Source organism: Silvimonas iriomotensis, from assembly GCF_014645535.1.
In the GTDB taxonomy this organism is placed as follows: domain Bacteria; phylum Pseudomonadota; class Gammaproteobacteria; order Burkholderiales; family Chitinibacteraceae; genus Silvimonas; species Silvimonas iriomotensis.
Window position 1 is genome coordinate 324936 of the sequence record NZ_BMLX01000003.1, and the last position, 26352, is coordinate 351287.

The following is a 26352-nucleotide window of genomic DNA, read 5'->3' on the forward strand; positions in this document are numbered from 1 at the left end:
CAGCATGGGCGCAAATCATGGCCAGGCTCCTTCCGCATCCCGGCTTGCCGGGCTGACCGTTGGGGCCATCGGCGTGGTGTACGGGGATATCGGTACCAGTCCGTTGTACACCCTTAAAACCTGTCTTACCGCGCATGGCAACCTGCCGATCAATGCGGAAAACATCCTTGGTATTCTTTCGCTGATTTTCTGGGCCATCATGATCGTGGTCTCGGCCAAGTACGTGGTCGTGATCATGCGGGCCGACAACCGTGGCGAGGGCGGTATCCTGGCGCTGATGGCACTGGCGCTGCGTGATCTGGACCCGCGTTCCCGCAAGGGGCTGCTGTTGATGGGCCTGGGCATCTTCGGGGCCTCGCTCTTTTATGGCGACGGCATTATCACGCCGGCCATCTCGGTGCTCTCGGCCTTTGAAGGGATCAGCGTCATTTCGCACAAGCTGGACCCGTACATTGTGCCGCTCACCATCATCGTGCTAGTGGCCCTGTTTGCCATCCAGCGCCATGGCACCAGCAAGGTCGGCAAGCTGTTCGGGCCGATCATGGTGTTCTGGTTCATCACCCTGGCGGTCATGGGCGTGCGCAGCATCTTGCATGCGCCGGAAGTCTTCGCCGCGATCAACCCGCTCAATGGCGCGCGCTTTATTGCAGACTATCCGCTGCGCGGTTTTGTGATCATGGGTGCGGTGGTGCTGTCCGTGACCGGCGGCGAAGCGCTGTATGCCGACATGGGTCACTTTGGCCAGAAATCGATCAAGATCGCGTGGTTTGGCCTGGTGCTGCCTTCGCTGATCCTGTGTTATTTCGGTCAGGGCGCGCTGCTGCTGCATAACCCGGCGGCGATCAAGAACCCGTTCTTTTTGCTGGCCCCGCAATGGGCGCTGGCACCGCTGGTGATCCTGGCTGCGGCGGCGACGGTGATCGCCTCGCAAGCGGTGATCTCTGGCGCTTTCTCCATGACCAACCAGGCCGTGCAACTGGGTTACTGCCCGCGTGTGGATATCGACCATACCTCCGACCAGGAAATCGGCCAGATCTACGTGCCGCAGATCAACTGGTTCCTGATGGTGGCGGTGATTCTGCTGGTGCTGGCGTTCCGCACGTCTGACAACCTGGCATCGGCGTATGGCCTGTCGGTTTGCGGCACCATGGTGATGACCACGCTGCTGGCCTTCAACGTGCTGGGCAAGACACTGGATCGTGGCCGCAAGATGCTGTTCCGCGCCGTGCTGATCGGCTTTCTGGTGGTCGACCTGATTTTCCTCAGCTCCAACATGCTCAAGCTGCCGGATGGCGGCTGGGTGCCGCTGGTCATGGGTTTGTTCATCTTTACCCTGATGACTACCTGGAAGCGCGGCCGCACCTTGCTGGGTGATCGTCTGCGTGAAGGCGAATTGCCGCTGCAAGGTTTTGTGGAAAGCCTGGAAGCCGCCCCGCCGCAACGCGTGGAAGGCACCGCGATTTTCATGACCACCAGTGCCGACTCGGTCCCGCACGCGCTCTTGCATAACCTCAAGCACAACAAGGTGCTGCATGAGAAAGTGGTGTTCCTGACCATTCGCACCGCCGATATCCCGTTTGTGGCCAAGCGCGAGAAAGTGGTGGTGCCCAAGCTGGGCGAGAGTTTCTATCAGGTGATTGCCACCTACGGCTTCAAGGAAGAACCCTCGGTCCCGGCCATTTTGCGCCAGGTGTCAGAGCTGCAGCCGGAACTGGATTTCGACCCGATGCAGACTTCGTTCTTCCTCTCGCGTGAGACCATCGTCGAGGGCAAATACCCGGCCATGGCCTGGTGGCGGCGCAAGGTGTTCTCTCTCATGACCCGCAACGCCACGCGCGCAACCAGCTACTTCAAGATTCCGCCCAACCGCGTGGTGGAAATGGGGATGCAGGTCGAACTCTGACCGGCCCACGCGGGCGGGTAGCGCAGAAAAAAGGACACCTCGGGTGTCCTTTTTTTATGGGATGTCGCAGCGATGCAGCGATTAGCGCAGCTCGAAAATCCCGCCGGTATTGGCAATCTTGATCATGGCGCGGATATCCGGGCGCATGCTGTGCAGGATGATCGGGCGGCCGGCGGCGCGCTCATGCAGCAGCAGCAACATGCCCAGCGCGGTCGAATCCATGCTCTCGACGTCGGTCAGATCAAAATGGATGGCCGTGAAATCCGGCGTGGCCAGCATTTCCTGGGTGGCCTGGCGAAAACTGCGCTGGCCTTCAAAAGTGAAATGGCCCTGCAGCCGGATATGCGCAACGGGGTGTTCCAGTTCAAACGTCGCCTGCACGGTGCTTCCTTTTGTCAGCGTGGGCTGGGCCGCCCCGCAAACTCAGGCAGCGGCGGGCGGTTGCTGTTGTGGCTGGCTGCCGGCATCGATCCCGAACCGGGTCCGCGTGCGGCGCATGGCATCTGCCAGCTGGCGGGCCTTGCCATTGGTGGGGTCCTGTTTGCGAACCCGCGCCAGATAGCGTTGCGCCATGTCCATGTAATGCTCGTTCCAGCCTTGCTGGTTCACGCAAGACAGCAGCGTGTTGATGGCATTGAGCAGCAACTGCACGTTGCCGCTGCGGCCATGCAAGGCGTTGATGAACATATCTGCAGCCGCCGAGAGGTTACCATTTCTGACGGCAATGACGGCGTCATTATTGAGCTGACTCAGGTCACGTGTGACCTCCGCCACCATTTGCTGCCCGATTTCCGGTTCGCCCAGGCCGTGATACAGGCTCTCGACACTGGCCAGCACCGCCGGATCATCCGACGCGGCGCCCAGCGCACTGCGCACCAGCGCGGCCCCGGCTTCCTGCCGCCGCCGCGTATACGCCTGGCGGGCGGCTTCAATCAGCACGCCCGGCAGCGGGTCTTCCTGTTCGCGCAGGGTCTCGCAAGCGTGTTCAAACAACTCGGCCGAGGCTTTGCGTTCGTCCAGTTTTTCCAGCACGGCCGCTTCGATCAACTCGCAGATCGGCTCGACTGATTCATTGCTGGTGGGCACTTCGCGGCGTAAGCGCTGGATGGTTCGGCGTGCGCCGCCAATGTCATCGCGCGCCAGTTGTACCCGGCCCAGTTCGCAATAGAGCGAGATATCCGGCCAGAACGAGCCGCGCGACAGATTCAGCGCATACAGCAGCGCGTTTTCGGCGGTTTCCAGTTCACCGTTGCGTTCGGCCAGGCGGCCCAGTGCGGTCTGCCGGGCTGCCGCCAGCGGCGAGCGCTGCAGCGCTTCGCTCAAGGTGGCCTGGGCTGTGGCCATCTCGCCTTGTGCGGTGAGCGTGCGGGCCAGCCAGTCATAGGATTCCATGGCCAGTTCGTGGTCACGCTTCACGGCTTCAAAGCAGGCACGCGCGCCGTCCAGGTCTTTGAGACCAAAGCGCGCTTTGCCCAGGCCCATCCGCGCCCAGGCGCTTTCGCGCAGATCCAGCGCGGCGGTGCTGGATTCTGCGGCAGATTGGTGTTCGCCCAGACGCAGCAAGAGGAAGGTTTTCATGCGCAGAAAATCTTCCGTCTCGTTGGCCGCGCGCAAGGCCATTTCCCGGTCACATGCGGTGACGGCGCCCAGATAGTCTCCGGCCCGCACAGCGTTGTCGATGGTGCGAAAACGTGCTTTGCGCCGCTGCGCGCGGTTCAGTCGCTCGATCAGATCACCGGTTGAAAACGGCTTGAGCAGATAGCCATCCGGGATCAGTTCGGCGGCCCCCATCACCTGCGCCTGGCGCCGCTCGCCCGTGACCATCATGAAAATGCACGAAGGCTTGAGCAGATAATGCTGCTGGCAAGCCTCAAACAGATGCACGCCATCCATACCGCCGCCCAGATCGTACTCACACAGCACCACGTCATAATCATGGTTCTGGATCAGCCCCAGCGCGGTGGTCTGGCGGTTGGCGTAATCAATGGTCGCGACGCCGGCCTCCGCCAGCGCCATGCCCAGCGCGGAACGGGTTTCGCTTGCCCGGTCGATGACAAGGGCGCGGGCGTTGATGGTGGCGTCGCTGGCGGTCATTCCTTGATGGGCTCCAGTTTGGCGTAGGCCACGGCCAGCCACTTGGTACCGTGCTGGGCAAAATTGACCTGAACATTGCCGGTCGCACCGCCTTCATGATTGACCACCACGCCGACCCCGAATTTGGGGTGGCGCACGTTCATGCCAATCGCAAGGCCATGGGCCGGGGTCTCAACCTGCCGCGGTCTGGCCGGCGGGGCGTACCAGTCGCTGCTTGGGCTATTGGTGTTGCCACTGTTGCTGCCGTAGCTGTTGGGGGCATAGCCCCGGTTGAGGTACTTCAGCAGCGTGGCCGGTACTTCATTCAGAAAACGGCTGGCCGGCGCATAGCGCATCTGGCCGTGCAGCATGCGGCTTTGCGACAGCGAGATATACAAGCGTCGCCGCGCCCGCGTCATGGCCACGTACATCAGGCGCCGCTCTTCTTCCAGCCCTTTGGGATCGGCCAGGCTGTTGTCATGGGGGAACAGGCCTTCTTCCAGCCCGGTCAGGAACACGGTATGAAACTCCAGCCCCTTGGCGGCGTGGATGGTCATCAGCTGCACGGCGGCTTCACCGGCTTCCGCCGCATGCTCGCCACCTTCCAGCGAGGCATTGGCCAGAAAGGCCACCAGATCGTTCTCATCTTCAGTGACAAAAGCCGTGGCCGCGTTCACCAGTTCGTTCAAGTTGGCGACGCGTTCCTCGCCTTCTTTTTCATTCTGGTAATACTCATACAGGCCCGATAGCGACAGGACCATATTGACCATGTCCGGCAGCGCCATGCCCTGGGCTTGCACGTGCATATTGTCGATCATGTGCACAAAGCGGCCCACGGCGGCGGCACTGCGCCCGCTGCCAGCGGTACACGCGGCCTGCCACAGGCTGATGCCGGAGAGCCGGGCGGTATCAGTCAGCGTTTCGACCGTGCGGTTGCCAATGCCGCGCGCGGGGAAATTGATCACCCGCAACAGCGCGTTGTCATCGTCCTGATTGGCGATCAGGCGCAAATACGCAAGTGCATGCTTGATTTCCTGGCGCTCGTAAAAGCGCAGGCCGCCATAAACCCGATAGGGCAAACCCGCCGCGACCAGGGCGTGTTCAATAATCCGCGATTGCGCGTTGGAGCGATAAAGGATGGCGATCTCGTCAGCGGCAATCCCGTCCCGCTGCTGCGCGCCGATCTCGTCAACGAGGAAGTTGGCTTCTTCCGTATCGGTGGCCGCTTCATAAAGGCGAATCGGTTCGCCATCGTCGTCGCTGGTCCACAATTGCTTGCCCAGGCGATCGCGATTGTGTTCGATCACCGCATTGGCTGCGTTCAGAATATTGCCGTGTGAGCGGTAATTCTGTTCCAGCCGGATTACATGTTTGACGTTGTAATCTTTCTGGAAGTCCAGCATGTTGCCCACCCTGGCGCCCCGAAAGGCATAAATGGACTGGTCATCATCACCCACTGCAAATAATGCGCTGTTGGGGCCGGTCAGCAATTTCAGCCAGGCGTATTGCAGCTGGTTGGTATCCTGGAATTCATCGACCAGAATATGCTGGAAGCGGCTGCGATAATGGTCACGCAGCGGTTCATTGCGTTCCAGTAATTCATAGCAGGCCAGCAGCAATTCAGCAAAATCAACAACGCCTTCGCGCCGGCATTGTGATTCATATTCGGCATAAATCATGCGCTGCGTGCGGGAATAATCATCCCAGGCTTGCGCCTTCTCTGCACGCAATCCGGCTTCCTTGTTGCCATTGATATATTGCGCAATGCTGCGGGGCGGATAGCGCTCATCATCGACATTGAGCGTTTTCATGACGCGTTTGATTGCCGCTAACTGGTCTTGCGAATCCAGAATGGCAAATCCGGCCGGCAAACCCGCATCACGATGGTGCAGGCGCAGCATGCGGTTACACAGGCCGTGGAATGTCCCCACCCACAGACCCCGCGGGTTCAGCGGCATCATGGCGGTAATGCGCGCCAGCATTTCCTTGGCCGCTTTATTGGTAAACGTCACAGCCAGAAGGCCCGCCGGGCTGATCTGGCCCGTCGACAACAACCAGGCAATGCGCGTGGTCAGTACGCGGGTCTTGCCGCTGCCGGCACCTGCCAGGATCAGGGCGTGCTCTGCGGGCAACTCAACGGCTGCGCGTTGTTCGGGGTTCAGTGATGCGGTCAGGGGATGGGACATGCGAGGCTTTTTACCAGGTTCAACCAGGAGACATTGTACTGGCAGTCACGCCGTCTTCGGGGGGCTCAAGACAACAAAAAAGGCAGCCGCGGGCTGCCTTTTTATCAATGCCTGCGCCACGGTGATCGCGGCACGGCAATCAGACGCGCAGGTCTTCCAGCGATTTGCCTTCGCTCAGCCATTTCAGCGCCCATTGCGGCTTGCGGCCACGGCCGGACCAGGTCTGGCTGGCATCATCCGGATTGCGGTATTGCGCCTTGCTGGTTGCAGCGGCTTTCTTGCCAGCCTTTTTGCCTTCCAGGCCCAGCACTTCATTCAAAGAGAAACCCTTGGATGCGGCCAGTTGTTGCAGTTCATTAATCAGGGAGACCTTGTCGGTTTCCTTGCGGCGGATGATTTCTGCATCCAGGTCTTTTTGCAGTTTGTACAGTTGCGGCAGGTTCAGGCCGGACAAATCCATTTGGTTGCTCCTATGTTCAGCACAGCAATGGTGTTTTGATGGTGCATTGCGCAAAGCCACCTGGTGGCATGACACTTGCCGAGCGGCAAGGGACGCATTGTACGCATGCAAGAATTTAAATCGATGATCTGATTATGCATGCAGCGTTTTGTCTATTCAAGTGCGATTGTAATTGGTTTATTTCAAGGTAAACCTTAATTACCGCATATAACGTGCACTGACTAAATCAGTAAATGTTTATCAACACAAGCAACAGGTTTATATCCTGAGCCGGATCACAAGCGATATATCAAACGGTAGTGACTTATTGCCAACCGGCTGTGCAATCACGGTGCGTCTGAGTGTGCTTGACCACGGGTTTCGCAAATAATTCCCCAGCGTGTGCAATCGTTGCCGGGCCGGCTGCTACGGCTTGTCACACTATTGTTTTGGCGATTGACGATACTGCGCTGGTACAATTGCGCTTATCCAAACCGTGCCTTTGCTCCGGAAACAGTCATGACCGAAATCTCTGCCCAACAGAAAGCCGAAGTGCTCTCCGAAGCGCTGCCGTATATCCAGCGTTTCTTCGATAAGACCATTGTCATCAAGTACGGCGGCAATGCCATGATCGACGAAGAGCTCAAGGAAGGCTTTGCCAGCGACGTGGTATTGCTCAAGCTGGTGGGCATGAACCCGGTGATCGTTCACGGCGGCGGCCCGCAAATCAATGAATTGCTGGACCGCATTGGCAAGAAAGGCGAGTTCATCCAGGGCATGCGCGTGACCGATGCCGAAACGATGGACGTGGTGGAAATGGTGCTGGGCGGCCACGTCAATAAAGAGATTGTGTCTCTGATTAACAAACACGGCGGCAAGGCCGTGGGTCTGACCGGTCAGGACGGCCACTTTATCCGCGCCCGCAAGATGTACCTGAAGGGTGCCAATGAAGACGAAATGATCGATATCGGCCAGGTCGGCGAGATCGAAAGCATTGATCCGTCCATCGTGGCGCATCTGGATGCGCATGATTTCATTCCGGTGATTGCGCCGATCGGTGTCGATCGTGAGGGCGAGAGCTACAACATCAATGCCGATCTGGTGGCCGGCAAGCTGGCCGAAGTGCTGCACGCCGAAAAGCTGATCCTGATGACCAACACCCCGGGCGTGCTGGACAAGGAAGGCAATCTGCTGACCGGCCTGACCGCCGCCAGGATTGATGAGCTGTTTGCCGATGGCACGATCTCCGGCGGCATGCTGCCGAAGATTTCCTCCGCGCTGGATGCGGCCAAGAACGGGGCCAAGACCGTCCACATCATTGATGGCCGCGTCAAACACGCGCTCTTGCTGGAAGTGCTGACCAGCCAGGGTGTGGGCACGATGATTCGCGCCAGCTGACCGGCGGCCGCTGCGGGCGCGGTTGCAAGCTGACGTGTAAGGTCTAGATTGAAAGGACCCTCGTTGTTGTTCCTGGAGAACTACACCATGAAGACCGCACGTCAACTGCTGGCCGAAAAGACGATTCACGGAACCGTGACCGTCGCCCCCCAGGCCACGGTATATCAGGCTTTGCAGGTTCTGGCCGACAAGAACATTGGTGCCGTCCTTGTCATGGACGGGGACAAGCTGGCAGGCATTTTTTCTGAGCGCGATTACGCCCGCAAAGTGGTGCTGATGGGCAAGACTTCGGCCGGTACGCCGGTATCAGAGATCATGACGTCCAGGCTGATCTGTGTCACACCGGAGGCCTCGGTCGAAGAATGCATGGCGATCATGACCGACAAGCGCATTCGCCACTTGCCGGTGGTCAACGCCCAGGATGAGCTGATCGGCTTGTTGTCGATTGGTGATCTGGTCCGCGAAACCATTGCCGAGCAAGAGTTCCAGATTGAACAGCTGGAAAGCTATATACACGGCCGCTCTTCACCCATGGCTGCATGATTGGCGCCAGGGTGCAGCTTAAAAAAAGCCGGCCAGTGCCGGCTTTTTTCATGAGCCGTATCCAACCTTGATGGAGTTGCATGCACGCCTCTCGCTACCCGGTGTGGCTATTTGATCTGGATAACACGCTGCACAACGCCAGCCGCCACGCTTTCCCGGTGATTGACGCGGCCATGAACCGTTATATGGAGCAGATGCTGGGCGTGGATGCCGACACCGCAACCACCCTGCGTACCGGTTACTGGCACCGCTACGGGGCGACGTTGCTGGGCTTGTTGCGCCATTATCCGCATGCAATCAAGGCGCATGATTTTCTGGCCGCGTCTCACCCGCTGGCAGAGCTGACCGCGCAATATCACCCGATGCCGGGTCTGCGCCGCACCCTGGCCCGCCTGCCAGGGCGCAAGATCTTGTTTACCAATGGCGCGCGCCGCTATGCCGAGGCCATGGTGAAGGGCTTGGGGATTGAGCGTGAGTTTGCCGGGATTCATGCCATTGAGCATGGCCGCTTCAGCCCCAAGCCACAGCCGGCCGCGTTTCGCCATATTTTGCGGCGTTACCACCTGCAACCGGCGCAGTGCATCCTGGTGGAAGACTCGCTGGATAACCTGCGCATGGCGCGGCGGCTGGGCATGAAGACGGTCTGGTTGCGGCCGCACCGGCGGGGGCATGCCAGTGTGGATGTGCTGCTGCGGCGGCTGGATGCATTGCCGCAGCACTGGCGGCAACTGGCCGGCGCGGTCGGCTTGTAACCGGGGCAGGGCTGGCGCGTGCGTGGCGCGCGGCAAGGCACAAAAAACAAAGGGCCGGTTTCCCGGCCTCTTCGGGGCGGCGCCCATGCTTGCGTCGCCCCGTCGCGCGTAAACGATGCGCCCCACGTACTGGCAGGTGCGCAAAACGAACCGTTTACACTTCGTCATCCATACCCAGTTCCTGGATCTTGCGGGTCAGCGTATTGCGACCCCATCCCAGCAATTCTGCCGCTTCAATCCGTTTGCCGCCAGTATGTGCCAGCGCTCTTTCGATGACTGTCCGCTCAAAGGCAGGCATGATCTCGTCCAGCACGCGGCTCTCGCCTTTGGCCAGACGCCCACCAATATCGGCCGCCAGCGCAGCGCGCCAGTCGCCTCCGCCAACCAGGGTCACGCCATCCAGCGTTTCCGGGCTTTCGTTGATTTCCGGCGGCAAATCGCCCGCTTCAACAATCGCACCCGGCGCCATCACGGTGATCCAGTGGCACAGGTTTTCCAGTTGCCGCACGTTGCCCGGGAAGCTGAAGTTGCTCAGCGCCGTCATGGCGTCTTCAGACAGGCGTTTGGATTCCACGCCCAGTTCTGCCGCAGAACGGGACAAGAAGTGGCGGGCCAGCAGCGGAATATCCTGACGGCGTTCACGCAGCGCCGGCAGGCGCAGACGGATCACGTTCAGGCGGTGGAACAAGTCCTCCCGGAATGCGCCTTGTTTGACGCGCTCTTCCAGATTCTGGTGGGTGGCGGCAATCACGCGCACATTGGCCTTGATCGGCGCCTGACCGCCGACGCGGTAGAAATACCCGTCAGAGAGCACCCGCAACAGACGCGTTTGCAGGTCCGCCGGCATATCACCGATTTCATCCAGAAACAGCGTGCCGCCTTCGGCTTGCTCAAAGCGGCCCTGACGACGGGCCTCGGCGCCGGTGAACGAACCGCGTTCGTGGCCGAACAGTTCTGACTCCAGCAAGTCTTTGGGAATCGCTGCCGTGTTGATGGCAATGAACGGCTTGGCCGAACGCGGGCTGTGGCGATGCAAGGCGCGTGCCACCAGTTCTTTACCCGCGCCGGATTCACCGGTGATCAGCACTGTGGCGGCCGATTGCGACAGCCGGCCAATGGCGCGGAACACGTCCTGCATGGCCGGTGCCTGACCCAGGATATCCGGGTTGGAGACCGGCGCTTCTTCCGTACCGCCCTGGCGCGCGCCTTCTTGCAGCGCACGCTGGATCAGGGCAATGGCCTGGTCCACGTCAAACGGCTTGGGCAGGTATTCAAATGCGCCCCCCTGGAAGGCCGAAACGGCGCTTTCCAGGTCTGAATGCGCGGTCATGATGATGACCGGCAAGCCGGGATAATCCTTTTTGACCAGTTCCAGAAAGGTCAGGCCCGATTCGCCGGGCATGCGGATATCGCACACGATGGCTTCGGGTACTTCACGGCCCAGACGGGCCAGGGCTTCGGTAGCGGAGGCGAAAGACGCGTGTGCGATGTTTTCACGAGCGAGCGCTTTTTCGAAGACCCATCGAATGGAACGATCGTCGTCGATGACCCAGACAGTACTCATGGATGCTCCGTGGCTTTGGTTGTAGTTGTCTTGTCAAATCCCTGCCAGCCATTGAGCGGCAGCAGCATGTTGAAACAGGTATAACCGGGGCGGCTGTCGAAATCGATGGTGCCGTGATGCTGGTTGATAAAGGTGTGCGCCAGATGCAGGCCGATCCCTGTTCCGCCTGGCCGGCCGGACACCAGCGGGTAAAACAGCGTTTCTTTCAGGTGCTCGGGAATCCCCGGGCCGTTGTCGATGATCTGCAGCTGGATGGCGATCGGGTAGCGCTGACGGTTCAGCGTGACCTGACGCGCCACCCGCGTGCGCAGCATGATCTCGCCCACGCCGTCCATGGCCTGGATGGCGTTGCGCATGATGTTGAGGACGGCCTGGATCAGTTGTTCGCGATCGCCAATCAACGACGGCAGGCTGGTGTCATAGTCGCGCTTGATCGCCAGGCCATTGGGCGTCTCGGCCAGCATCAGGCTGCGTACGCGTTCCAGCACTTCGTGGATCGACAACTCCGCCAGTTGCGGCAAGCGATGCGGCGTCAACAAGCGGTCAAGCAGGCTTTGCAGGCGCTGTGATTCCTCGATGATGACCTGCGTGTATTCCTTCAGTTGCGGGTCATGCAATTCACGCGACAACAACTGCGCCGCGCCGCGAATGCCGCCGAGCGGGTTCTTGATCTCGTGCGCCAGGTTGCGGATCAGCTCACGGTTGGCCTGCTGCTGTGCTTGCAGGCGCTCCTCGTTGGCGATCTTGCGTTGCTGATCAATCTGGCGGATTTCCGCCATCGCCGCCGCTTCAGCGCATTCAATCGGGCTGGCGGTCAGCGAGACATACACCTCGCCATGCGTGGTGTTGAGCGCAATTTCGTGCTCGGTCAGGCTGATGTTGTTGATGCTGGCATTGGCCAGTGCCTGGGCGACGGGGTTCTCGGGGCCCAGACACTCTGTCAGCGCCATGCCGAGGCAGTCGTCACGCAAGCCCAGAAAATCTGCTGCGGCAGGGTTGTAATAGACCAGCGCGCCGTCGTCGCGCGTGGCCAATACCGCCGCATCAAGAAATTCCAGTCCGGCAAAAATGGCAGGAATAGGGCTTTTGGTCATAGGGTGCGGTCTATGAAAACGTGGATCAATCAGGCGCGAAGCCTGGCGTGGTCGCTTGTGACGGCCCGCCGCTTCTTTCATGCGGGATGATTAAGCAATTAGCGGGCCAGCCCCAGACACGCCACAAATGGATATTTGGGCGCCTGCAAACCAGACAATGCACTTATACGGTGCATTATAGGGTTCGAACTGGTGCATTGCCCCCGTATGGGGATCAATCTGGCGTTGGTCGGTGAGGAACGTGGTTCAGGATGGGGCGCGGCAGGAATCAAAACCGGGCGATACAAAACAAAACGCCCGCAAAGGCGGGCGTTTGGGCAGATACAAAGGTGCGGATCAGCGGTCGCGCGCCATTTCCTGTTGCAAGGCGGCTACGTTTTTCTCGTGCAGGGTGGCGTTGTCCCGCAGGCGGGAGACCCGCTCCTGATACTTTTGCGGATTGTTCTGGGCATCGGTGCTGGTCTGGGCATCGGCCAGCGCCTTGCGGGCATCAGACAGCGCTTGCTGTTCGGTGGCCAGCTCGTCAGTCAGAATCTGGCGGCGGTTGGTATCGCGGGATTTCTGGGTGGCTGCATCCACGCGCGGAAAATCAGCCGGGCTGGGGGCGGTGACTTTGCTGCCGCCGCCCGATTTGCCATGCACCTTGCTGCTGCCCATGGGGATGGGGTCGGTATACACCTTGACCGCGCCCTTCATGGGAATGTTGGAGAACGTGACGCGGCCGTCGGCATCGACAGACTTGTAAATGTCGGCGTAGGCAGACGCGGCCAGCAGGGCCAGCGTAGTCAGGGCGGCAAAACGGAAAACGGGAAAACTGGACATGGGGCGGAACCTTAACACAGCCTCGTTCAGCTCGGGCGGTCACTATGACCAAGCGGCCGGTCTGGCGCGATCAAATCACGAACGCGCTGTTTTAATTCTTTGGCTTCAGGAAAACGGCCTTCCACTTTACGGTCCCAGATCACCTGATCGCCGCACTGCACGACAAACACGCCACCGGTACCGGGCTGCAAAGCCACTTCGCCCAGTTCGTCAGCAAAAGTCGACAGCAGTTCCTGCGCCAGCCACGCAGAACGCAGCAGCCAGTTGCATTGCGTGCAGTAAAGAATGCTCACGCGGGTCGCGGTTGCCATGGGTTGCTCCGGTCAAGAACGGTTGGATCAGAAAGTCAGGCCCAGTTCACGCAGGGCGGCTTCGGTCTTTGCCGCGCTGACATGATGAATGCCATGCCAGCCTAACGCGCGAGCCGCCTGTGCGTTGGCCGCGTTATCGTCAATAAATACCAGTTCGGCCGGTTGCAGGTCGGGCAGGTCTTTGGCAATGCGGCGGAACATCTCGTGGTAGATGGCGGCATCAGGTTTGACGATCTTGAGCCGGCCGGACACCACGATGTCCTTGAAGCGATGCAAAAACGGATAGTGCTCCCAAGCGTAAGGGAAGGTCTCGTCAGACCAGTTGGTCAGGCCGTACAGCGGCACCTGGGCCTGTTCCAGGTCTTCCATCAGCTTGATGCCTTCAGGCAGGACGCCGGCCAGCGTCTCTGGCCAGCGGCCATAAAAGGCGCGGATGAGTTCGGCGTGATCCGGGTACTGCGCGATGAGTGCCGCTGTGGCATCGGCCAGCGTGCGGCCCGCGTCTTGCTGCAGGTTCCAGTCGCCATTGCAGACATGCTGCAAGAACCACTGGCGTTCCGCGGCATCGGGAATCAGCTTGCTGTAGAGGTACTCCGGGTTCCAGTCAAACAGGACGCCGCCAAAATCGAAAACAACTGCACGCACGCTCATGGGTCAAAGCCGGGTTATGCGGATGGGACCGTTATTGTAGCCAGGATGAGCGTGGTTGCGCAGGGCAAGGGGCGGGCAGGGGCGGCCGGTTATCCGTGCTTTGCCGGTAAATCGTTGGCCGGCAGTTCGGTTTCCAGCACCACGCGGTTCCGGCCGTATTCCTTGGCGTGGTAAAGCGCGTGATCGGCCCGGGTCAGCAGGTCATCCAGGTCGTTGTCGCTGGGGCGCAGGCGGGCGACGCCCATGCTGGACGTAATGCGCACGTACAAACCGCCATCCAGCGGCACATGCGTGGCAGCGATGGCAATGCGCAGTTTCTCTGCCACTTGTTCGGCGTCGGCCAGCGAGGTATCAGGCAGGACCACGACGAATTCCTCGCCACCCCAGCGCCCGAAGCTGTCACTGGCGCGCAGGGTCTCGCGGCAGGTATTGGCCACGGCGCGCAGCATCAAGTCCCCGACCAGGTGGCCGTGGGTATCGTTGACCATTTTGAAGTGATCCAGATCCAGCAGCAGGATCGACAACGGCGTGTCCTGGCGGCGGGCCATCAGCACGGCCTGGGCGCAACGGCGTTGCCATTCACGGCGGTTGGGCGCACCGGTCAGCTCGTCGGTGGTGGCCAGTTCTTTCAGGCGCTCGTTGGCCTGCGCCAGGGCCTCGGTACGGGCGGCGACTTCAGACTCCAGTTGCACGCGGTGACGCTTGATCAGCTCCTGCGCCAGCGCCAGGTACTGCAGCATGATGGTGGTCGAGAACAGGAACAGCTGCAGGTTGATGAACACCATCAACGAGTCGCCGTGCACGAACGGGCCGATATGAAACACCGTCGCGGCAGAGATAATCACCGCAGTGGCCAGCATGGCAACCACCATGCCGGGCAGACGAAAGCGCACCGTGGTCGCCAGCAGCACCGGCAACAGCAAGGCCAGGGCGGGCGGGTAGATCAGCAAGGCGCCCGCCAGAATCAGGCCGATCAGCGCCACCGGCCACAAGTGGCGCAGGGCATTGCAGCGCAGGTCCCAGCGGCCGCGATCACGCCAGAGCACATAAACCGGGGTGGCCAGCAAGATGCCGGCAATGTTGGATAACACCAGCATCAGGAAATGACGCGCCACGCCGCTCAGGGACGGGTCTTGCAGCGCGTGGCAGCTCCATTGCAGCAAGGTCATGAACGGGGCGGTGGCCAGCGCCGGCACCGTACATACCCAGAACCAGAACCAGATCAGATCCTGCGGCTGGCGTAAAAAATTGGCGTGATGGCGGGTTTCATGAATGCGCCAGGCGCGCATGGCCAGCCAGGCCTGCAAGGCATCCAGCGCGGCCGCTGCCAGCCCCATGCGCCAGGCCATGCCCAGCCCGGTCAGTTGCGCGGTGACCGGGATGGTGACCAGCAAACTGGCCAGCCAGACGCCCAGCAAACCCGGTTGCCCCAACACCAGCAGCGTCACCACGCCAACCCCGCTGGGCAACCAGATGGCGGCGACGCTTTCGCCCGGCAAGGCACCGGCGCCGACACTTAACCAGCCGCTCAAAACCTGAATGATCAGCAGGGGCAGGAAGTACCGCAAGCGGGAGCGAAGTGGCGAATGAAATGTAAACATGCAGAACCGGTGAATGGATAGGGGCAACGCACAGCCCAGCGAGGGTACTCTTTCTTGATTGGTAAGGAAATAGCGTGCTGCTATTCGGTTTCAATCAGGGTGCTTTACGGCGACTAACTCACCCTTGCCTACAGCAACAATACTGGTGCTGAAAGCCGGGTCTGATTGTGCGAGTGTGTAAAAATCCGTCATTTCGGCTTTGTGCGATATGAAGTTGTCCACAATCAGCACACCACCGGGCCGCAACGCGCGCTGCAAGAGCGGCCACCAGTCCAGGTACTGGTGACGGTCAGAATCCAGAAACAACAGATCACAAGAGGCCGGATGCACCTCTGCCAGATAACGGCCGGCATCGTCATGAACCAGGTTGATCTGGCCAGACAAGCTGGTGCGGGCGAAATTGGCGCTAGCCATGGCGATCTTGTCTTCGGCATGCTCCACGGTGGTCACCAGCCCGCCCGTGACATGCGCAGCCTCGGCCAGCCAGAGTGTGGAGTACCCGTTGGATGTGCCGATCTCCAGAATGCGCCGGGCGTGGGTTGCCAGCACCATCACTGCCAGAAACTCACCGGTATCCCGCGTGATATTGAGCATGCGCCGGCCACGCTCTGTCTGCTGGCTATCGTTGGACTCGCCAAATTGTTCAAGCTCGGCTTTGAGGGCCGCTAAAGCGTCATGCATGGATCATGGACCTTGCTGATCAGGACGGGCGTGTCATGGTTGTGATGCGGCGCAACAATTTCAGTCAACACCACAAAGAGCAAGGACTCAAGCACAAGGTGCCTGATGGGCCGACTTGCGTGAGGCTATGGTGGACCAGCGTCAGAGTACATAAAACAAAACCCGCCCGGCCGTGAGGCCTGAGCGGGTTTTTTTGCAATGACAGCCTGCCGGAGCAGGCGGGGTCATTACAGGGAGTAGTACATGTCGAACTCGACCGGGTGAGTCCACATGCGGATCTTGTTCACATCGTTCTGCTTGAGTTCGATGTAGGAGTCGATCCACTCATCAGTGAACACGCCGCCACGGGTCAGGAACTCGCGATCCTTGTCCAGTGCGTCCAGGGCTTCGTCCAGGGATGCGCACACAGTCGGGATCAGCTTGTCTTCTTCCGGCGGCAGATCGTACAGGTTCTTGTCTGCCGGATCGCCCGGGTGGATCTTGTTCTGGATACCGTCCAGACCGGCCATCATCAGTGCAGCGAAGCACAGGTACGGGTTGGCCAGCGGATCCGGGAAACGGGTTTCGATACGGCGAGCCTTGTCGGACGCAACGTGCGGAATGCGGATCGAGGCGGAACGGTTCTTGGCGGAGTAAGCCAGTTTCACCGGTGCTTCGAAGTGCGGAACCAGACGCTTGTACGAGTTGGTACCCGGGTTGGTAATGGCGTTCAGGGCGCGAGCGTGCTTGATGATACCGCCGATGTAGAACAGGGCAGTTTCAGACAGGCCAGCGTAGCCGTTACCTGCAAACAGGTTCTTGCCGTCTTTCCAGATGGACTGGTGAACGTGCATGCCGGAACCGTTGTCGCCAACGATCGGCTTGGGCATGAAGGTGGCGGTCTTGCCGTATTGGTTGGATACGTTGTGAACCACGTACTTCAGGATCTGGGTCCAGTCAGCGCGTTGGGTCAGGGTGCTGAACTTGGTACCGATTTCGTTCTGGCCAGCGTTCGCCACTTCGTGGTGGAACACTTCAACCGGCACGCCCAGTTCTTCAAGCACCAGCACCATGGAGGCGCGGATGTCTTGATGGCTGTCGACCGGAGGAACCGGGAAGTAGCCGCCCTTCAGACGCGGACGGTGACCCAGGTTGCCGCCTTCGAATTCCTGGCCAGTCGCCCATGCACCTTCTTCGGAACCGATCTTGACGAAGGAACCGGACAGGTCAGCGTTCCAGCGGACGTTGTCGAAAATGAAGAATTCAGGTTCCGGACCGAAGTAAGCCGTGTCACCAATGCCCGATGCCTTCAGGTAGGCTTCAGCGCGCTTGGCCAGCGAACGCGGGTCGCGGTCATAGCCCTTGCCCGTTGCCGGCTCGATCACGTCACATGTCATGAACACGGTCGGTTCGTCGAAGAACGGGTCGATGTTGGCAGTGGATGCGTCCGGCATCAGCAGCATGTCGGAAGCCTGGATACCCTTCCAGCCAGTGATGGAGGAACCGTCGAAAGCGTGGCCGTGTTCGAACCATTCTTCGTCAACGACGTGGGACGGCACGGTCACGTGCTGTTCTTTACCAATAGTGTCGGTGAAACGCAGGTCAACGAACTTGATGTCGTTTTCCTTGATCAACTTGAGTACGTCGGCTACCGCCATCTGAGCTCTCCTTGGTGCAAGAGATAGTTTGAATGAGTGTTGTCTCGGGCCTGCCGGTTCAGCGTACTGAACCTTGCCGGCTCGGGTCGGAACGTAATGAAGCAGAAACTGTGCCAGGCTACTTACCCTGCCCGGAGTCATTGTGCCACAACAATCAGCCGTATTGCGGGTTTTACCTATACAACCCGATATGGTGCATGCACCGTATTGATGCACCAATAATGTGCATTATTTTGGGGCAAAACAGTGCGACGCGTGCACCGCTTTATGAATTGTTCATGACGCAAAGAGAAGGGCTAGAATTGCATGACAAGGCCGCCAGACGGCCTGATCGCTGATTCTTGTCGACTGAAATGCAAAGGAATGCCGTCATGAGCACCGTGAGCAATATCCTCGAAAAAGCCCGCCAGCGCGCAAACGAATCAGCCCTGGCGTATTCCGGGGCAGTCACACCCGACGAGGCGTGGGCGCTGCTCAAAGGGGTGCAGGGCGCAAAGATTGTTGATGTCCGCACGCATGCCGAGTGGCAGTTTGTCGGCACCGTGCCCGATGCGCTGCTGATTGAATGGAAACGTTATCCGGATATGGCGCTGAACCCGGAATTCCTCACGCAACTGAAAGCCCAGGTAGACCCGCAGAACGTGGTGCTGTTTCTGTGCCGTTCCGGTGCACGCTCGCATGATGCCGCCGCGCTGGCCGCCAGACATGGCTATACCGAGGCCTACAACATCCTGGAAGGCTTTGAAGGCGACAAGGATGAGCAGCAGCATCGGGGCCAGAAAAACGGCTGGAAAGGCCACAAGTTGCCCTGGACGCAAGGCTGATCCTGTAGCGGGATGTGCGGTGTAAGGGCAAAGGCGTGCGGTGAACACCGGCACGCCTTTTTGCTGGCCTTGCCTCAGGCAGCTGGGGTGACGTGCAAGGCAAAGCCCTGGGTGCCGCCGGCTTCAAGATCAGGCTTCAGTTCCAGTGTCGGGATCACATAGTCGCCGCCGTTCTGGCGCCGGAACGCAATCGGCGGCGTGGTTTCCAGGGTGCGCATGCGCTCGCGCAGGGCCTGTGCGGTCTGGTTAAAGCGCGCCTCGTCAAACCGGTCGACCCGGTAACTCACAAACGGCGGCAGCACGGTGTATCCCGGGTAAAACAGGATGCCGTGGTTAATCGGGAACAAGAGGTCATCAATCGGCCCGTTGACGCCGCGTTCGCCATAATGCTCGGCCCAGCCGCCCGCCGTAACGATCAGCATGGCGCGTTTGCCGGCCATGGTGCCTTCGCCAAAACGGTTACCCCAGTAGCGGTCGCTATGTTCGCCCACGCCATAGGCAAAGCCATAGGCATAGACGCGATCAACCCAGCCCTTCAGGATGGCCGGCATGGTGTACCACCACAGCGGAAACTGCAGGATCAGCGTATCGGCCCAGCGCAGTTTGTCCTGCTCTGCCTTGACGTCTGCGGTGAGCGAGTCCTGGGTAAATGCCTCATGCGAGGCGGCCGCGACCTTGAGCCGGCTTTGCGCGGCCAGTGCGGGAAAATCAGCATGATCGACCGCGGCTTTCCAGCCCATGGCGTACAAGTCAGATACCTGGACTTCGTGGCCGGCTTCTTGCAGCGCGGCAACGGCCACATCACGCAAGGCTGCGTTCAGTGACCCGGGTTCCGGGTGGGCAAAAACAATCAATACTTTCATGGTGTTGGCTCCAGCTGAGTGAATTGACCACCATGTTAGGGCGTGCCAGACTTATCCGGAATACGCATTGAATGCATAATATTTTGCCGAAAAATGGATAAATCAAACCCCGGTCAAGCCCGGCCCGATATCACACTGGAGCGCATGCGCACGTTTGTTCGCGTGGCCGAACGCGGCAATTTGTCGGCGGTAGCGCGGGAGCTGCGTGTCGGGCAATCCACCGTGACCCGGCATTTGCACGATCTGGAAGCCGCCATTGGCTTGCCGCTGTTGAGCCGCACCACGCGCAGCGTCACGCTGACTGATGAAGGGCGCCGCTATTACCAGCACTGCACGCAGATTTTGCGGCTGGTGGATCAGGCCAGCGATGAAATGCGCGATGTCCGCGGGGCGCCGGAAGGGCTGATCCGCCTGTCCTCTACGGCGGCGCTGGGCGTGCTGCATGTCAGCCGGTTGATTTTTGCCTTCCAGGACCTGTATCCCGGTATTCATATTGATCTGAGCCTGACCGACGAGCGCGTAGACCTGGTCGAAGAGGGCGTCGATCTGGCGGTGCGGCTGGGCACGCTGACCGACAGCAATCTGAAACTGCGGACCGTGGGCGTCAGCCAGCGCAAACTGATGGCCGCGCCCGCCTGGCTGGCCGCGCACGGCGAGCCACACACCCCGGCCGACCTCGTCGGGCAAGAAGGCATCCGCATGATGAACATCAGCGGCAGCGACATGCTGCTGCTGACCGGGCCGGATGGCGTTCACCACAACGTGCCCGGTAGCGGCCGCTTGCGGGTGGATCACGGCCTGGCGGCACGCGCAGCGCTGGCTGCGGGCCGCGGCATGGCGCCCACGCATGTCTGGCTGGTGGACGATCTGCTGGCGGCCGGTCAGGTGCAGATCATCCTGCCGGATTACCACCTGCCACCCATGCCGCTCAACTTGTTGATTGTGCCTGAACGCGCCGGGCTGACCCGGGTGCGGCTGCTGGTGGATTACCTGGCGCAGGAACTGGCCGGCCTGCCCGGCGTGGTGCCGGCGCGATCACTTGCGGCTTGACCGGCTTTGCCGGGCGCACCACACTTGGTTTCCCCTTGTTCACCCCTGTTTTGCACACCATGCGCTACGTCGTCATCGGCAACCCGATTGCCCACAGCAAGTCTCCGCAAATCCACGCCGCGTTTGCCGCGCAATGTGCGCTGGCTGATTTCAGCTATGAGCGGCTGCTGGCCCCGCTGGAAGACTTTGCCGGCACAGTGCGCCGCTTTGTGGCCGACGGTGGCAAGGGCTGCAATGTCACCGTGCCGTTCAAAGAGACTGCGTTTGCACTGGCCGACCAGCTGACCGACCGGGCCGCCGTGGCCGGTGCCGTCAACACGCTCAAACTGCAAGACGATGGCAGCCTGCTGGGTGACAACACCGATGGCGCGGGCCTGGTGACCGATGTCCTGCGGCACACCACGCTGACCGGCAAGCGCGTGCTGGTGCTGGGAGCAGGTGGCGCCGCGCGCGGCGTGTTGTTGCCGCTGGCCAGTGCGCAGCCGGCCTCTATCGTGGTGGCGAACCGCAGTGCCGCCAAAGCGGTCGATCTGGCCGCACTATTGCAAGCGCATGCCAGCGGTGTCGCGCTGACGGGGTGTGGGTTTGATGGCATCCAGGGCGAGTTTGATGTGGTGATCAACGCTACCTCCGCCAGCCTGGGCGGTGAGCGCGTACCGCTGCCAGCGGGCGTTTTCGCCACCGGCGCATTGGCCTACGACATGATGTATGGCAAGGATGAAACCGCCTTTCTGGCGCAAGCGCGTGAGGCTGGCGTGGCGCAGCGGATTGACGGCCTGGGCATGCTGGTTGGTCAGGCGGCAGAGGCGTTTCGCCTGTGGACCGGCCGCGCGCCGGATGTCGAACCCGTGCTGGCCATGATGCGCGCCGGGCTGGCCGGCTAAGCGCACGCCGGCGGGCGCTGCGGTGTGGCGGCGACACCTTTCCTGACAAAATCGCCATTGCCGGCTTGTAAGCAAGGCGCCTAAAATCGCGGCAATCGTGTTGACCGTCCCTGCGGCGGTCTCTGTCTGTCTACCGGGCGCTTGCCGCAACCCATTGTGAAAAAACATTCTTTTGGCTGGTGGTTTGGCCGCATTGTGCTGGCCATCCTCTTGTTGTTCCTGGTGTGGAATCTGTGGATTTTCGGGCATGTCTGGTGGTGGAAAGACCATAACCCGGACGACACCGCCTTTATGGAAGAAGGCCTGGCGCGGCTGCAACAGACCGACCCGCAGGCCGAGTTGCGGCACAAATGGGTGCCGTACAGCCAGATTTCGCCCAACCTCAAACGCGCGCTGGTGGCGTCCGAAGACGCCAAATTCCTGGATCACGACGGTTTTGACTGGGAAGGCATCCAGGCGGCGTGGGAAAAGAACCTGAAAAAGGGGCGCATTGTCGCGGGCGGTTCGACCATCAGCCAGCAACTGGCCAAGAACCTGTTTCTATCCAGCCGCCGTACGCCATGGCGCAAGCTGGAAGAAGCCATCATCACTGTCATGCTGGAACAGATGCTTGATAAACGCCGCATCTTCGAGATCTATCTGAACGTGATCGAATGGGGTAATGGCATTTACGGGGCCGAGGCGGCATCGCGCTATTACTTCCGCACGGGCGCCGCCAATCTGGGCGTGGGGCAAGCGGCCAAGCTGGCGGCCATGGTGCCTGATCCACGCTATTACGATACTCACCGCAATGATCGCCGCTTGCTGCGCAAGACCAGCATCATTGCGCGCCGCATGCCTTACGCGGATATCCCCTGATCAGAAACACCTGTTTAATACGCCAGGCCAGACGGGCAGCCGCTTTGCAGTGGCTGCCCGTTTTGTTTGCGGCGCTGGCTGAAATGTGACGGTTCCATGAAAACTGCCGCTGGGCTGCTTGCACACTTTCTGTGACAGTAAAACAACGCCCACCGACAGCCTGGCTGGATTTGATTGGCCAGGCCGGGGTGAACCCCTAGAATGCGTGGCTGCCAAAAACCAAAACCCGCCCGTAACCCCAGGCAAGCCAGACTGGCCGGCCTTGCCGGATGCCGATGGCCTGCAACACTGGAGCGGCCCATGCCTGATTTCTCGCACGCGCTGACCATGCTCGGTCAAACCGATACCGGCCTTTTGCGCGGTCATAACGAAGACGCCATTTTCCTGGATGCCAGGGATGGCCTTGCCGTGCTGGCTGACGGGATGGGTGGCTATAACGCGGGCGAGGTCGCCAGTGCGCTGGCGGTGCAAAGTGTGGTGGCGTTTTTGCGCTCTGCAGAGGCCCAGCACACGGGTAAAGCCGCCGAGCCACCCGAGCTGATCAACCGGCTGGTGGCGGCGGTCGAGCATGCCAATCTGGCGGTATTTGCTGCGGCAAGCAGTAATCCGGCGTATCGCGGCATGGGCACCACGCTGGTGGTGGCGCTCTGGCGGGAAAGCGGTTTGTTTGTGGCGCACGTGGGGGATTCCAGGCTGTACCGCCTGCGCGGCGAGACGCTGAACCAGATCACGCATGATCACTCTTTTTTGCAAGAGCAGATCGACTTGGGGCTGATCACCGAAGCCGAGGCGGAGATGTCCGGACACCGCAACCTGATTACCCGCGCGGTGGGGATCGGCCAGAACGTAGAGGTGGAAGTGCACCAGCACGCCGTCGCGGTGGGTGACCTCTATATGCTGTGTTCAGACGGTCTTTCAGACGATGTTCCGGTCGCAACCGTTGTGGATGTGCTCACTGCAATGCGCACCAATCTGCCCATGGCCGCCGCATATCTGATCCAGGAGGCAAATAATGCCGGAGGCAAGGACAATATCTCGGTCGTGCTCGCCGATATAAAAAGGCAGCTTCCAGGAGATGGGTGGCGTGACATGTTGCCCGGCTGGTTGCACGACTTTTTGCACAAAGACGGCCAGGAACCGTCGGCATGAGCCGCGTCAGTGAGATGACGGCCAGACGTACAACATAAAGAAGGTCGAAAGGGAATTACGGGAAAGACGATGGCTAAATTGATACTGAGCCTCTCTGGCAACTACATCAATGAATTCCAGCTCAAGCCGGATGTCACGCGCATCGGGCGCCGGCCGCACAATGAAATCCAGGTGGACCACCTGTCGATTTCGGGCGAGCACGCGCTGATCCGCTGCATGCGCGGCGAATACGTCATTGAAGACCAGCGCAGCACCAACGGCACCGCCGTCAATGGCCAGCGCATTGTCCAGTGCAAGCTCAACGATGGCGACCAGATCCGCATCGGCAAGCATGTCTTCACCTTTCATACCAGCAACGCCGCCCCGCGCCCGGCTGCGGCCGATGGCTTTGAGGCAACGCAACTGCTGGTGCCGCCGACCAGCGCCGCCCGCCCCAAGGGCGCCCGCATTGGCGTGGTCCGCGTGCTGACCGGCAGCGCAGCGGGTCGTGAGGTGGAACTGAACAAAGCCAGCACCACGCTGGGCAAGGCCGGCCAGCAAGTGGCCTCGATCGGCCGCCGCAGCGATGGTTACGCGATCTCTCACGTGGAAGGCCCCAAGCGTCCCCTGGTGAACAATCGCGAAATCGGCGCCACGCCCCATCCGCTCAAGGAAGAAGACCTGATTGAGCTGGCGGGCGTGAAGATGGCGTTCTTCTACCGCTAAGCCGCACCCGTGCCGGGCCGACGCTGCGATTCTGTGTGATCACCACACCAGCGCGCGGCGGCTGGCCTCGTGCGGTGACTTGCCGTACATTCCTCCGTTGTCTGGATGCGCCAACACACAGAGGGTGACGCTTGCTGAGAAAACACTGGCCGCAGATCGTCATGGGTCTGCTTTGCTTTGTGCTGCTGGCGGCACATGCCCTCAACGCCTTGCGCCTGCCTGCGCTGGACCGGCTGGACGCCTATCTTTATGACACCCGGGTGCGCCTGGCCGCAGACAGTGGCCCGGACCCGCGCATTGCCATTATCGATATCGACGAAAAAAGCCTGGCCGCGCTGGGCCGCTGGCCATGGCGCCGCGATGTCGTGGCCCGGCTGGTCGATCAGGTCTTTGTGCGTGACCACGCCAAAGCGCTGGGTTTTGACGTGGTGTTTGCCGAGACCGATGACAGCACCGGTCTGGCCACGCTGCGGCGCCTTGCCAGCGGCGAATTGTCAGATGTCCCTGAATTTGCCACGACGCTGAACCGCATCGCCCCACGGCTGGATACCGACACCCGCTTTGCCACCGCGCTGGCCCAGCGCAATACCGTGCTTGGTTTTTATTTCAGCCAGGACCCCAAGGCCGTCTCTGCCGGCGTATTGCCGCCGCCCGCGCTGGATGCCGGTGATCTGGCGCCCGTCGCCAATGCCATCCCTCAAGCCATGCATTACGGTGCCAACCTGGCGCAATTGCAACGTGCCGCCGCGGCCGGCGGGCATTTTGTACCAACCGTGGACGCCGACGGCGTGATCCGCCGCGTGCCCTTGCTGGTGCAGATTGACGGCCAGTACTACCCAGCCTTGTCATTGGCGCTGGTACAGCAGGCACTGGGTAAAGCGCCGATCTCGCCAGTGATTGAAGTCGGCGCTGGCGTGCCCCAGCTGGAGGCGCTTCACGTCGGTCACACCCGGCTGGCGGTAGACCGGTACGGACGCGCCACCGTGCCGTATCGCGGCCCCGCGCGTTCATTTGATTATTTCTCTGCCATTGATGTGCTCAACGGCAATATCCCGGCGGCCACCCTGGTCAACCGGATTGTCTTGCTGGGGGCGACCACACCCGGCCTGAATGACTTGCGCGTGACGCCCGTGGGCGAGGCCTACCCGGGGGTTGAGATCCACGCCAACCTGATTTCCGCCATGCTTGATGGCGCTTTGCCTTCGCGCCCTGGTTACCTGCTCGGGGCCGAAGTGGTCTTGCTGGCGGTGCTCACGCCCTTGCTGGTCTGGTTGCTGGCGCGGCGCCCGCCGTTGCAGTCATCCGTGGTGGTGCTGGTGTTGCTGGCGGTGCTGGCGGCGGGTGATGTCTGGTTGTGGCGCGTGCAGCATGTGGATTTCCCGTTTGCCTCAACCCTCACATTGGTCTTGTTGTTGTACGTACTCAACATGGCCTGGGGCTATATCTTTGTGACGCGGCGCCAGTCGCAACTGCGCGAACTGTTTGGCCAGTATGTGGTGCCAGAACTGGTTGACCGCATGAGCGCAGACCCGGGCCGCTACACCATGGCGGGCCAGAGCCGCGAACTCTCTATCCTGTTCACGGATGTGCGCCGGTTTACCTCGATCAGTGAAAGCATGCCGCCGGCAGAACTCACCCAGTTCATGAATGCCTTCCTGACCGAGATATCCACCATCATCCGCAGCGGCCAGCCGGGCACCATCGACAAATACATTGGCGATTGCGTGATGGCATTCTGGGGCGCGCCGATTCCGGACCCTTTGCACGCCCACAATGCCGTGCTGGCCGCGCTCAATATCGTCGCCGCCATCCGCCCGCTCAACCAGCGTTTTGCCGCCCGCAACTGGCCGCAAGTCGTGGTGGGGGTGGGCGTGCATACCGGTATAGCCACAGTGGGCGACATGGGGTCAAGTTACCGGCTTACTTATACCGCCATGGGCGATGCGGTTAATCTATCCAGCCGTATCGAAAGCCTGACCAAGTTTTATGGCGTACCGGTACTGGTGTCGGGCGCCACGCGGGATGCCGCACCCGGTTTTGTCTACCGCGAGGTTGACCGCGTGCGGGTGAAAGGCCGCGAAGACGCCGTGACGCTGTATGAGCCATTGTCCAGCGTGGCCGACCCGCTGCTGCAGACCCAGGCCGATGGCTTTGCCGGCGTGCTGGTGGCGTATCGGGCCCGCCAGTGGGCTGAGGCGTTGCGACAATTGCAGATCTTGCGCAGCCAGGCCGACTGCGCGCTGTATGGCCTGTGGCAAGCGCGGCTTGAAACCATGCAGGCCAGCCCGCCGCCAGCAGACTGGGACGGCGTGCATGTCTTTGAAAGCAAATAAAAAGAGCCGGGCGCCAGCGCCACGGACTTGA

24 protein-coding genes are annotated in these 26352 nt (G+C 60.6%); 11 read left to right on the top strand and 13 right to left on the bottom strand.

Going from position 1 to position 26352, the window contains the following annotated elements; genetic code table 11:
- Window positions 1-4 precede the first annotated feature (4 nt).
- Window positions 5-1903 (top strand): potassium transporter Kup, encoded by a 1899-nt coding sequence (locus tag IEX57_RS13025; RefSeq protein WP_188704785.1) that lies wholly within the window; start codon window positions 5-7, stop codon window positions 1901-1903.
- A gap of 81 nt (window positions 1904-1984) precedes the next feature.
- Here IEX57_RS13025 and IEX57_RS13030 read toward each other — a convergent pair whose 3' ends face one another.
- From IEX57_RS13030 to IEX57_RS13045, 4 genes are all read right to left on the bottom strand, one after another.
- On the bottom strand, window positions 1985-2284 hold the full coding sequence (locus IEX57_RS13030; RefSeq protein ID WP_188704786.1) for an STAS domain-containing protein: 300 nt from the start codon (window positions 2282-2284) through the stop codon (window positions 1985-1987).
- Between the two features lie 42 nt (window positions 2285-2326).
- On the bottom strand, window positions 2327-3997 hold the full coding sequence (locus tag IEX57_RS13035; protein ID WP_188704787.1) for a response regulator: 1671 nt from the start codon (window positions 3995-3997) through the stop codon (window positions 2327-2329).
- Window positions 3994-6162 (bottom strand): UvrD-helicase domain-containing protein, encoded by a 2169-nt coding sequence (locus IEX57_RS13040; protein ID WP_188704788.1) that lies wholly within the window; start codon window positions 6160-6162, stop codon window positions 3994-3996. Before IEX57_RS13040 ends, IEX57_RS13035 begins: the two co-directional genes overlap by 4 nt.
- Window positions 6163-6301: 139 nt before the next feature.
- The gene (locus IEX57_RS13045) at window positions 6302-6622 is read right to left on the bottom strand and encodes an H-NS histone family protein (protein ID WP_188704789.1); all 321 of its coding nucleotides are present in this window, start codon (window positions 6620-6622) and stop codon (window positions 6302-6304) included.
- 498 nt (window positions 6623-7120) lie between these two features.
- Here IEX57_RS13045 and argB point away from each other — a divergent pair, with 498 nt between their 5' ends.
- The 3 genes from argB to IEX57_RS13060 all read left to right on the top strand — a co-directional run bounded on the left by argB (window position 7121) and on the right by IEX57_RS13060 (window position 9294).
- Entirely contained in the window at window positions 7121-7999 is an 879-nt protein-coding gene (argB, locus tag IEX57_RS13050) for an acetylglutamate kinase (RefSeq protein ID WP_188704790.1), read from the top strand.
- An 87-nt stretch (window positions 8000-8086) separates the two neighbouring features.
- Window positions 8087-8542, top strand: a complete 456-nt coding sequence (locus IEX57_RS13055) for a CBS domain-containing protein (RefSeq protein WP_188704791.1) — start codon at window positions 8087-8089, stop codon at window positions 8540-8542.
- 80 nt (window positions 8543-8622) lie between these two features.
- Window positions 8623-9294: a pyrimidine 5'-nucleotidase gene (locus IEX57_RS13060; RefSeq protein ID WP_188704792.1), complete on the top strand. Its 672-nt coding sequence runs from the start codon at window positions 8623-8625 to the stop codon at window positions 9292-9294.
- Between the two features lie 154 nt (window positions 9295-9448).
- Here the strand turns inward: IEX57_RS13060 and ntrC are convergent, their stop codons facing one another.
- The 8 genes from ntrC to glnA form a co-directional block, all read right to left on the bottom strand.
- A complete protein-coding gene (ntrC, locus tag IEX57_RS13065; RefSeq protein WP_188704793.1) occupies window positions 9449-10858 on the bottom strand; it encodes a nitrogen regulation protein NR(I) in 1410 nt (469 codons plus the stop codon).
- Window positions 10855-11952 carry a nitrogen regulation protein NR(II) gene (gene glnL, locus IEX57_RS13070; RefSeq protein ID WP_188704794.1) on the bottom strand — a complete coding sequence of 366 codons (1098 nt, stop codon included), beginning with the start codon at window positions 11950-11952 and terminating at the stop codon, window positions 10855-10857. Before glnL ends, ntrC begins: the two co-directional genes overlap by 4 nt.
- Before the next feature lie 336 nt (window positions 11953-12288).
- Window positions 12289-12774 (bottom strand): DUF4124 domain-containing protein, encoded by a 486-nt coding sequence (locus IEX57_RS13075; protein WP_188704795.1) that lies wholly within the window; start codon window positions 12772-12774, stop codon window positions 12289-12291.
- Window positions 12775-12800: 26 nt separating this feature from the next.
- Window positions 12801-13085, bottom strand: a complete 285-nt coding sequence (locus IEX57_RS13080; protein ID WP_188704796.1) for an Rdx family protein — start codon at window positions 13083-13085, stop codon at window positions 12801-12803.
- Between the two features lie 27 nt (window positions 13086-13112).
- Window positions 13113-13736, bottom strand: coding sequence for an HAD-IA family hydrolase (locus tag IEX57_RS13085; RefSeq protein WP_188704797.1), 624 nt, complete (start codon window positions 13734-13736; stop codon window positions 13113-13115).
- A gap of 89 nt (window positions 13737-13825) precedes the next feature.
- Window positions 13826-15337, bottom strand: coding sequence for a sensor domain-containing diguanylate cyclase (locus IEX57_RS13090; RefSeq protein WP_188704798.1), 1512 nt, complete (start codon window positions 15335-15337; stop codon window positions 13826-13828).
- A gap of 90 nt (window positions 15338-15427) precedes the next feature.
- Window positions 15428-16018 (bottom strand): O-methyltransferase, encoded by a 591-nt coding sequence (locus IEX57_RS13095; RefSeq protein WP_188704799.1) that lies wholly within the window; start codon window positions 16016-16018, stop codon window positions 15428-15430.
- A 227-nt stretch (window positions 16019-16245) separates the two neighbouring features.
- Window positions 16246-17655: a type I glutamate--ammonia ligase gene (gene glnA / locus IEX57_RS13100; RefSeq protein WP_188698500.1), complete on the bottom strand. Its 1410-nt coding sequence runs from the start codon at window positions 17653-17655 to the stop codon at window positions 16246-16248.
- 371 nt (window positions 17656-18026) lie between these two features.
- Here glnA and IEX57_RS13105 point away from each other — a divergent pair, with 371 nt between their 5' ends.
- Window positions 18027-18479: a rhodanese-like domain-containing protein gene (locus IEX57_RS13105; protein ID WP_188704800.1), complete on the top strand. Its 453-nt coding sequence runs from the start codon at window positions 18027-18029 to the stop codon at window positions 18477-18479.
- Between the two features lie 74 nt (window positions 18480-18553).
- Here IEX57_RS13105 and IEX57_RS13110 read toward each other — a convergent pair whose 3' ends face one another.
- On the bottom strand, window positions 18554-19342 hold the full coding sequence (locus IEX57_RS13110; protein ID WP_188704801.1) for an NAD(P)H-dependent oxidoreductase: 789 nt from the start codon (window positions 19340-19342) through the stop codon (window positions 18554-18556).
- A gap of 144 nt (window positions 19343-19486) precedes the next feature.
- Between IEX57_RS13110 and IEX57_RS13115 the strand changes: the two genes are divergently transcribed.
- From IEX57_RS13115 to IEX57_RS13140, 6 genes are all read left to right on the top strand, one after another.
- Window positions 19487-20392, top strand: a complete 906-nt coding sequence (locus tag IEX57_RS13115; RefSeq protein ID WP_229709013.1) for a LysR family transcriptional regulator — start codon at window positions 19487-19489, stop codon at window positions 20390-20392.
- 59 nt (window positions 20393-20451) lie between these two features.
- Window positions 20452-21276 carry a shikimate dehydrogenase gene (gene aroE, locus IEX57_RS13120; protein ID WP_188704803.1) on the top strand — a complete coding sequence of 275 codons (825 nt, stop codon included), beginning with the start codon at window positions 20452-20454 and terminating at the stop codon, window positions 21274-21276.
- Window positions 21277-21432: 156 nt separating this feature from the next.
- A complete protein-coding gene (gene mtgA, locus IEX57_RS13125) occupies window positions 21433-22134 on the top strand; it encodes a monofunctional biosynthetic peptidoglycan transglycosylase (protein WP_188704804.1) in 702 nt (233 codons plus the stop codon).
- Window positions 22135-22434: 300 nt separating this feature from the next.
- Window positions 22435-23283: a Stp1/IreP family PP2C-type Ser/Thr phosphatase gene (locus IEX57_RS13130; protein WP_188704805.1), complete on the top strand. Its 849-nt coding sequence runs from the start codon at window positions 22435-22437 to the stop codon at window positions 23281-23283.
- A gap of 69 nt (window positions 23284-23352) precedes the next feature.
- Window positions 23353-23988: an FHA domain-containing protein gene (locus IEX57_RS13135; protein ID WP_188704806.1), complete on the top strand. Its 636-nt coding sequence runs from the start codon at window positions 23353-23355 to the stop codon at window positions 23986-23988.
- A 161-nt stretch (window positions 23989-24149) separates the two neighbouring features.
- Window positions 24150-26321, top strand: coding sequence for a CHASE2 domain-containing protein (locus tag IEX57_RS13140; protein ID WP_188704807.1), 2172 nt, complete (start codon window positions 24150-24152; stop codon window positions 26319-26321).
- The last annotated feature ends 31 nt before the right edge of the window (window positions 26322-26352 follow it).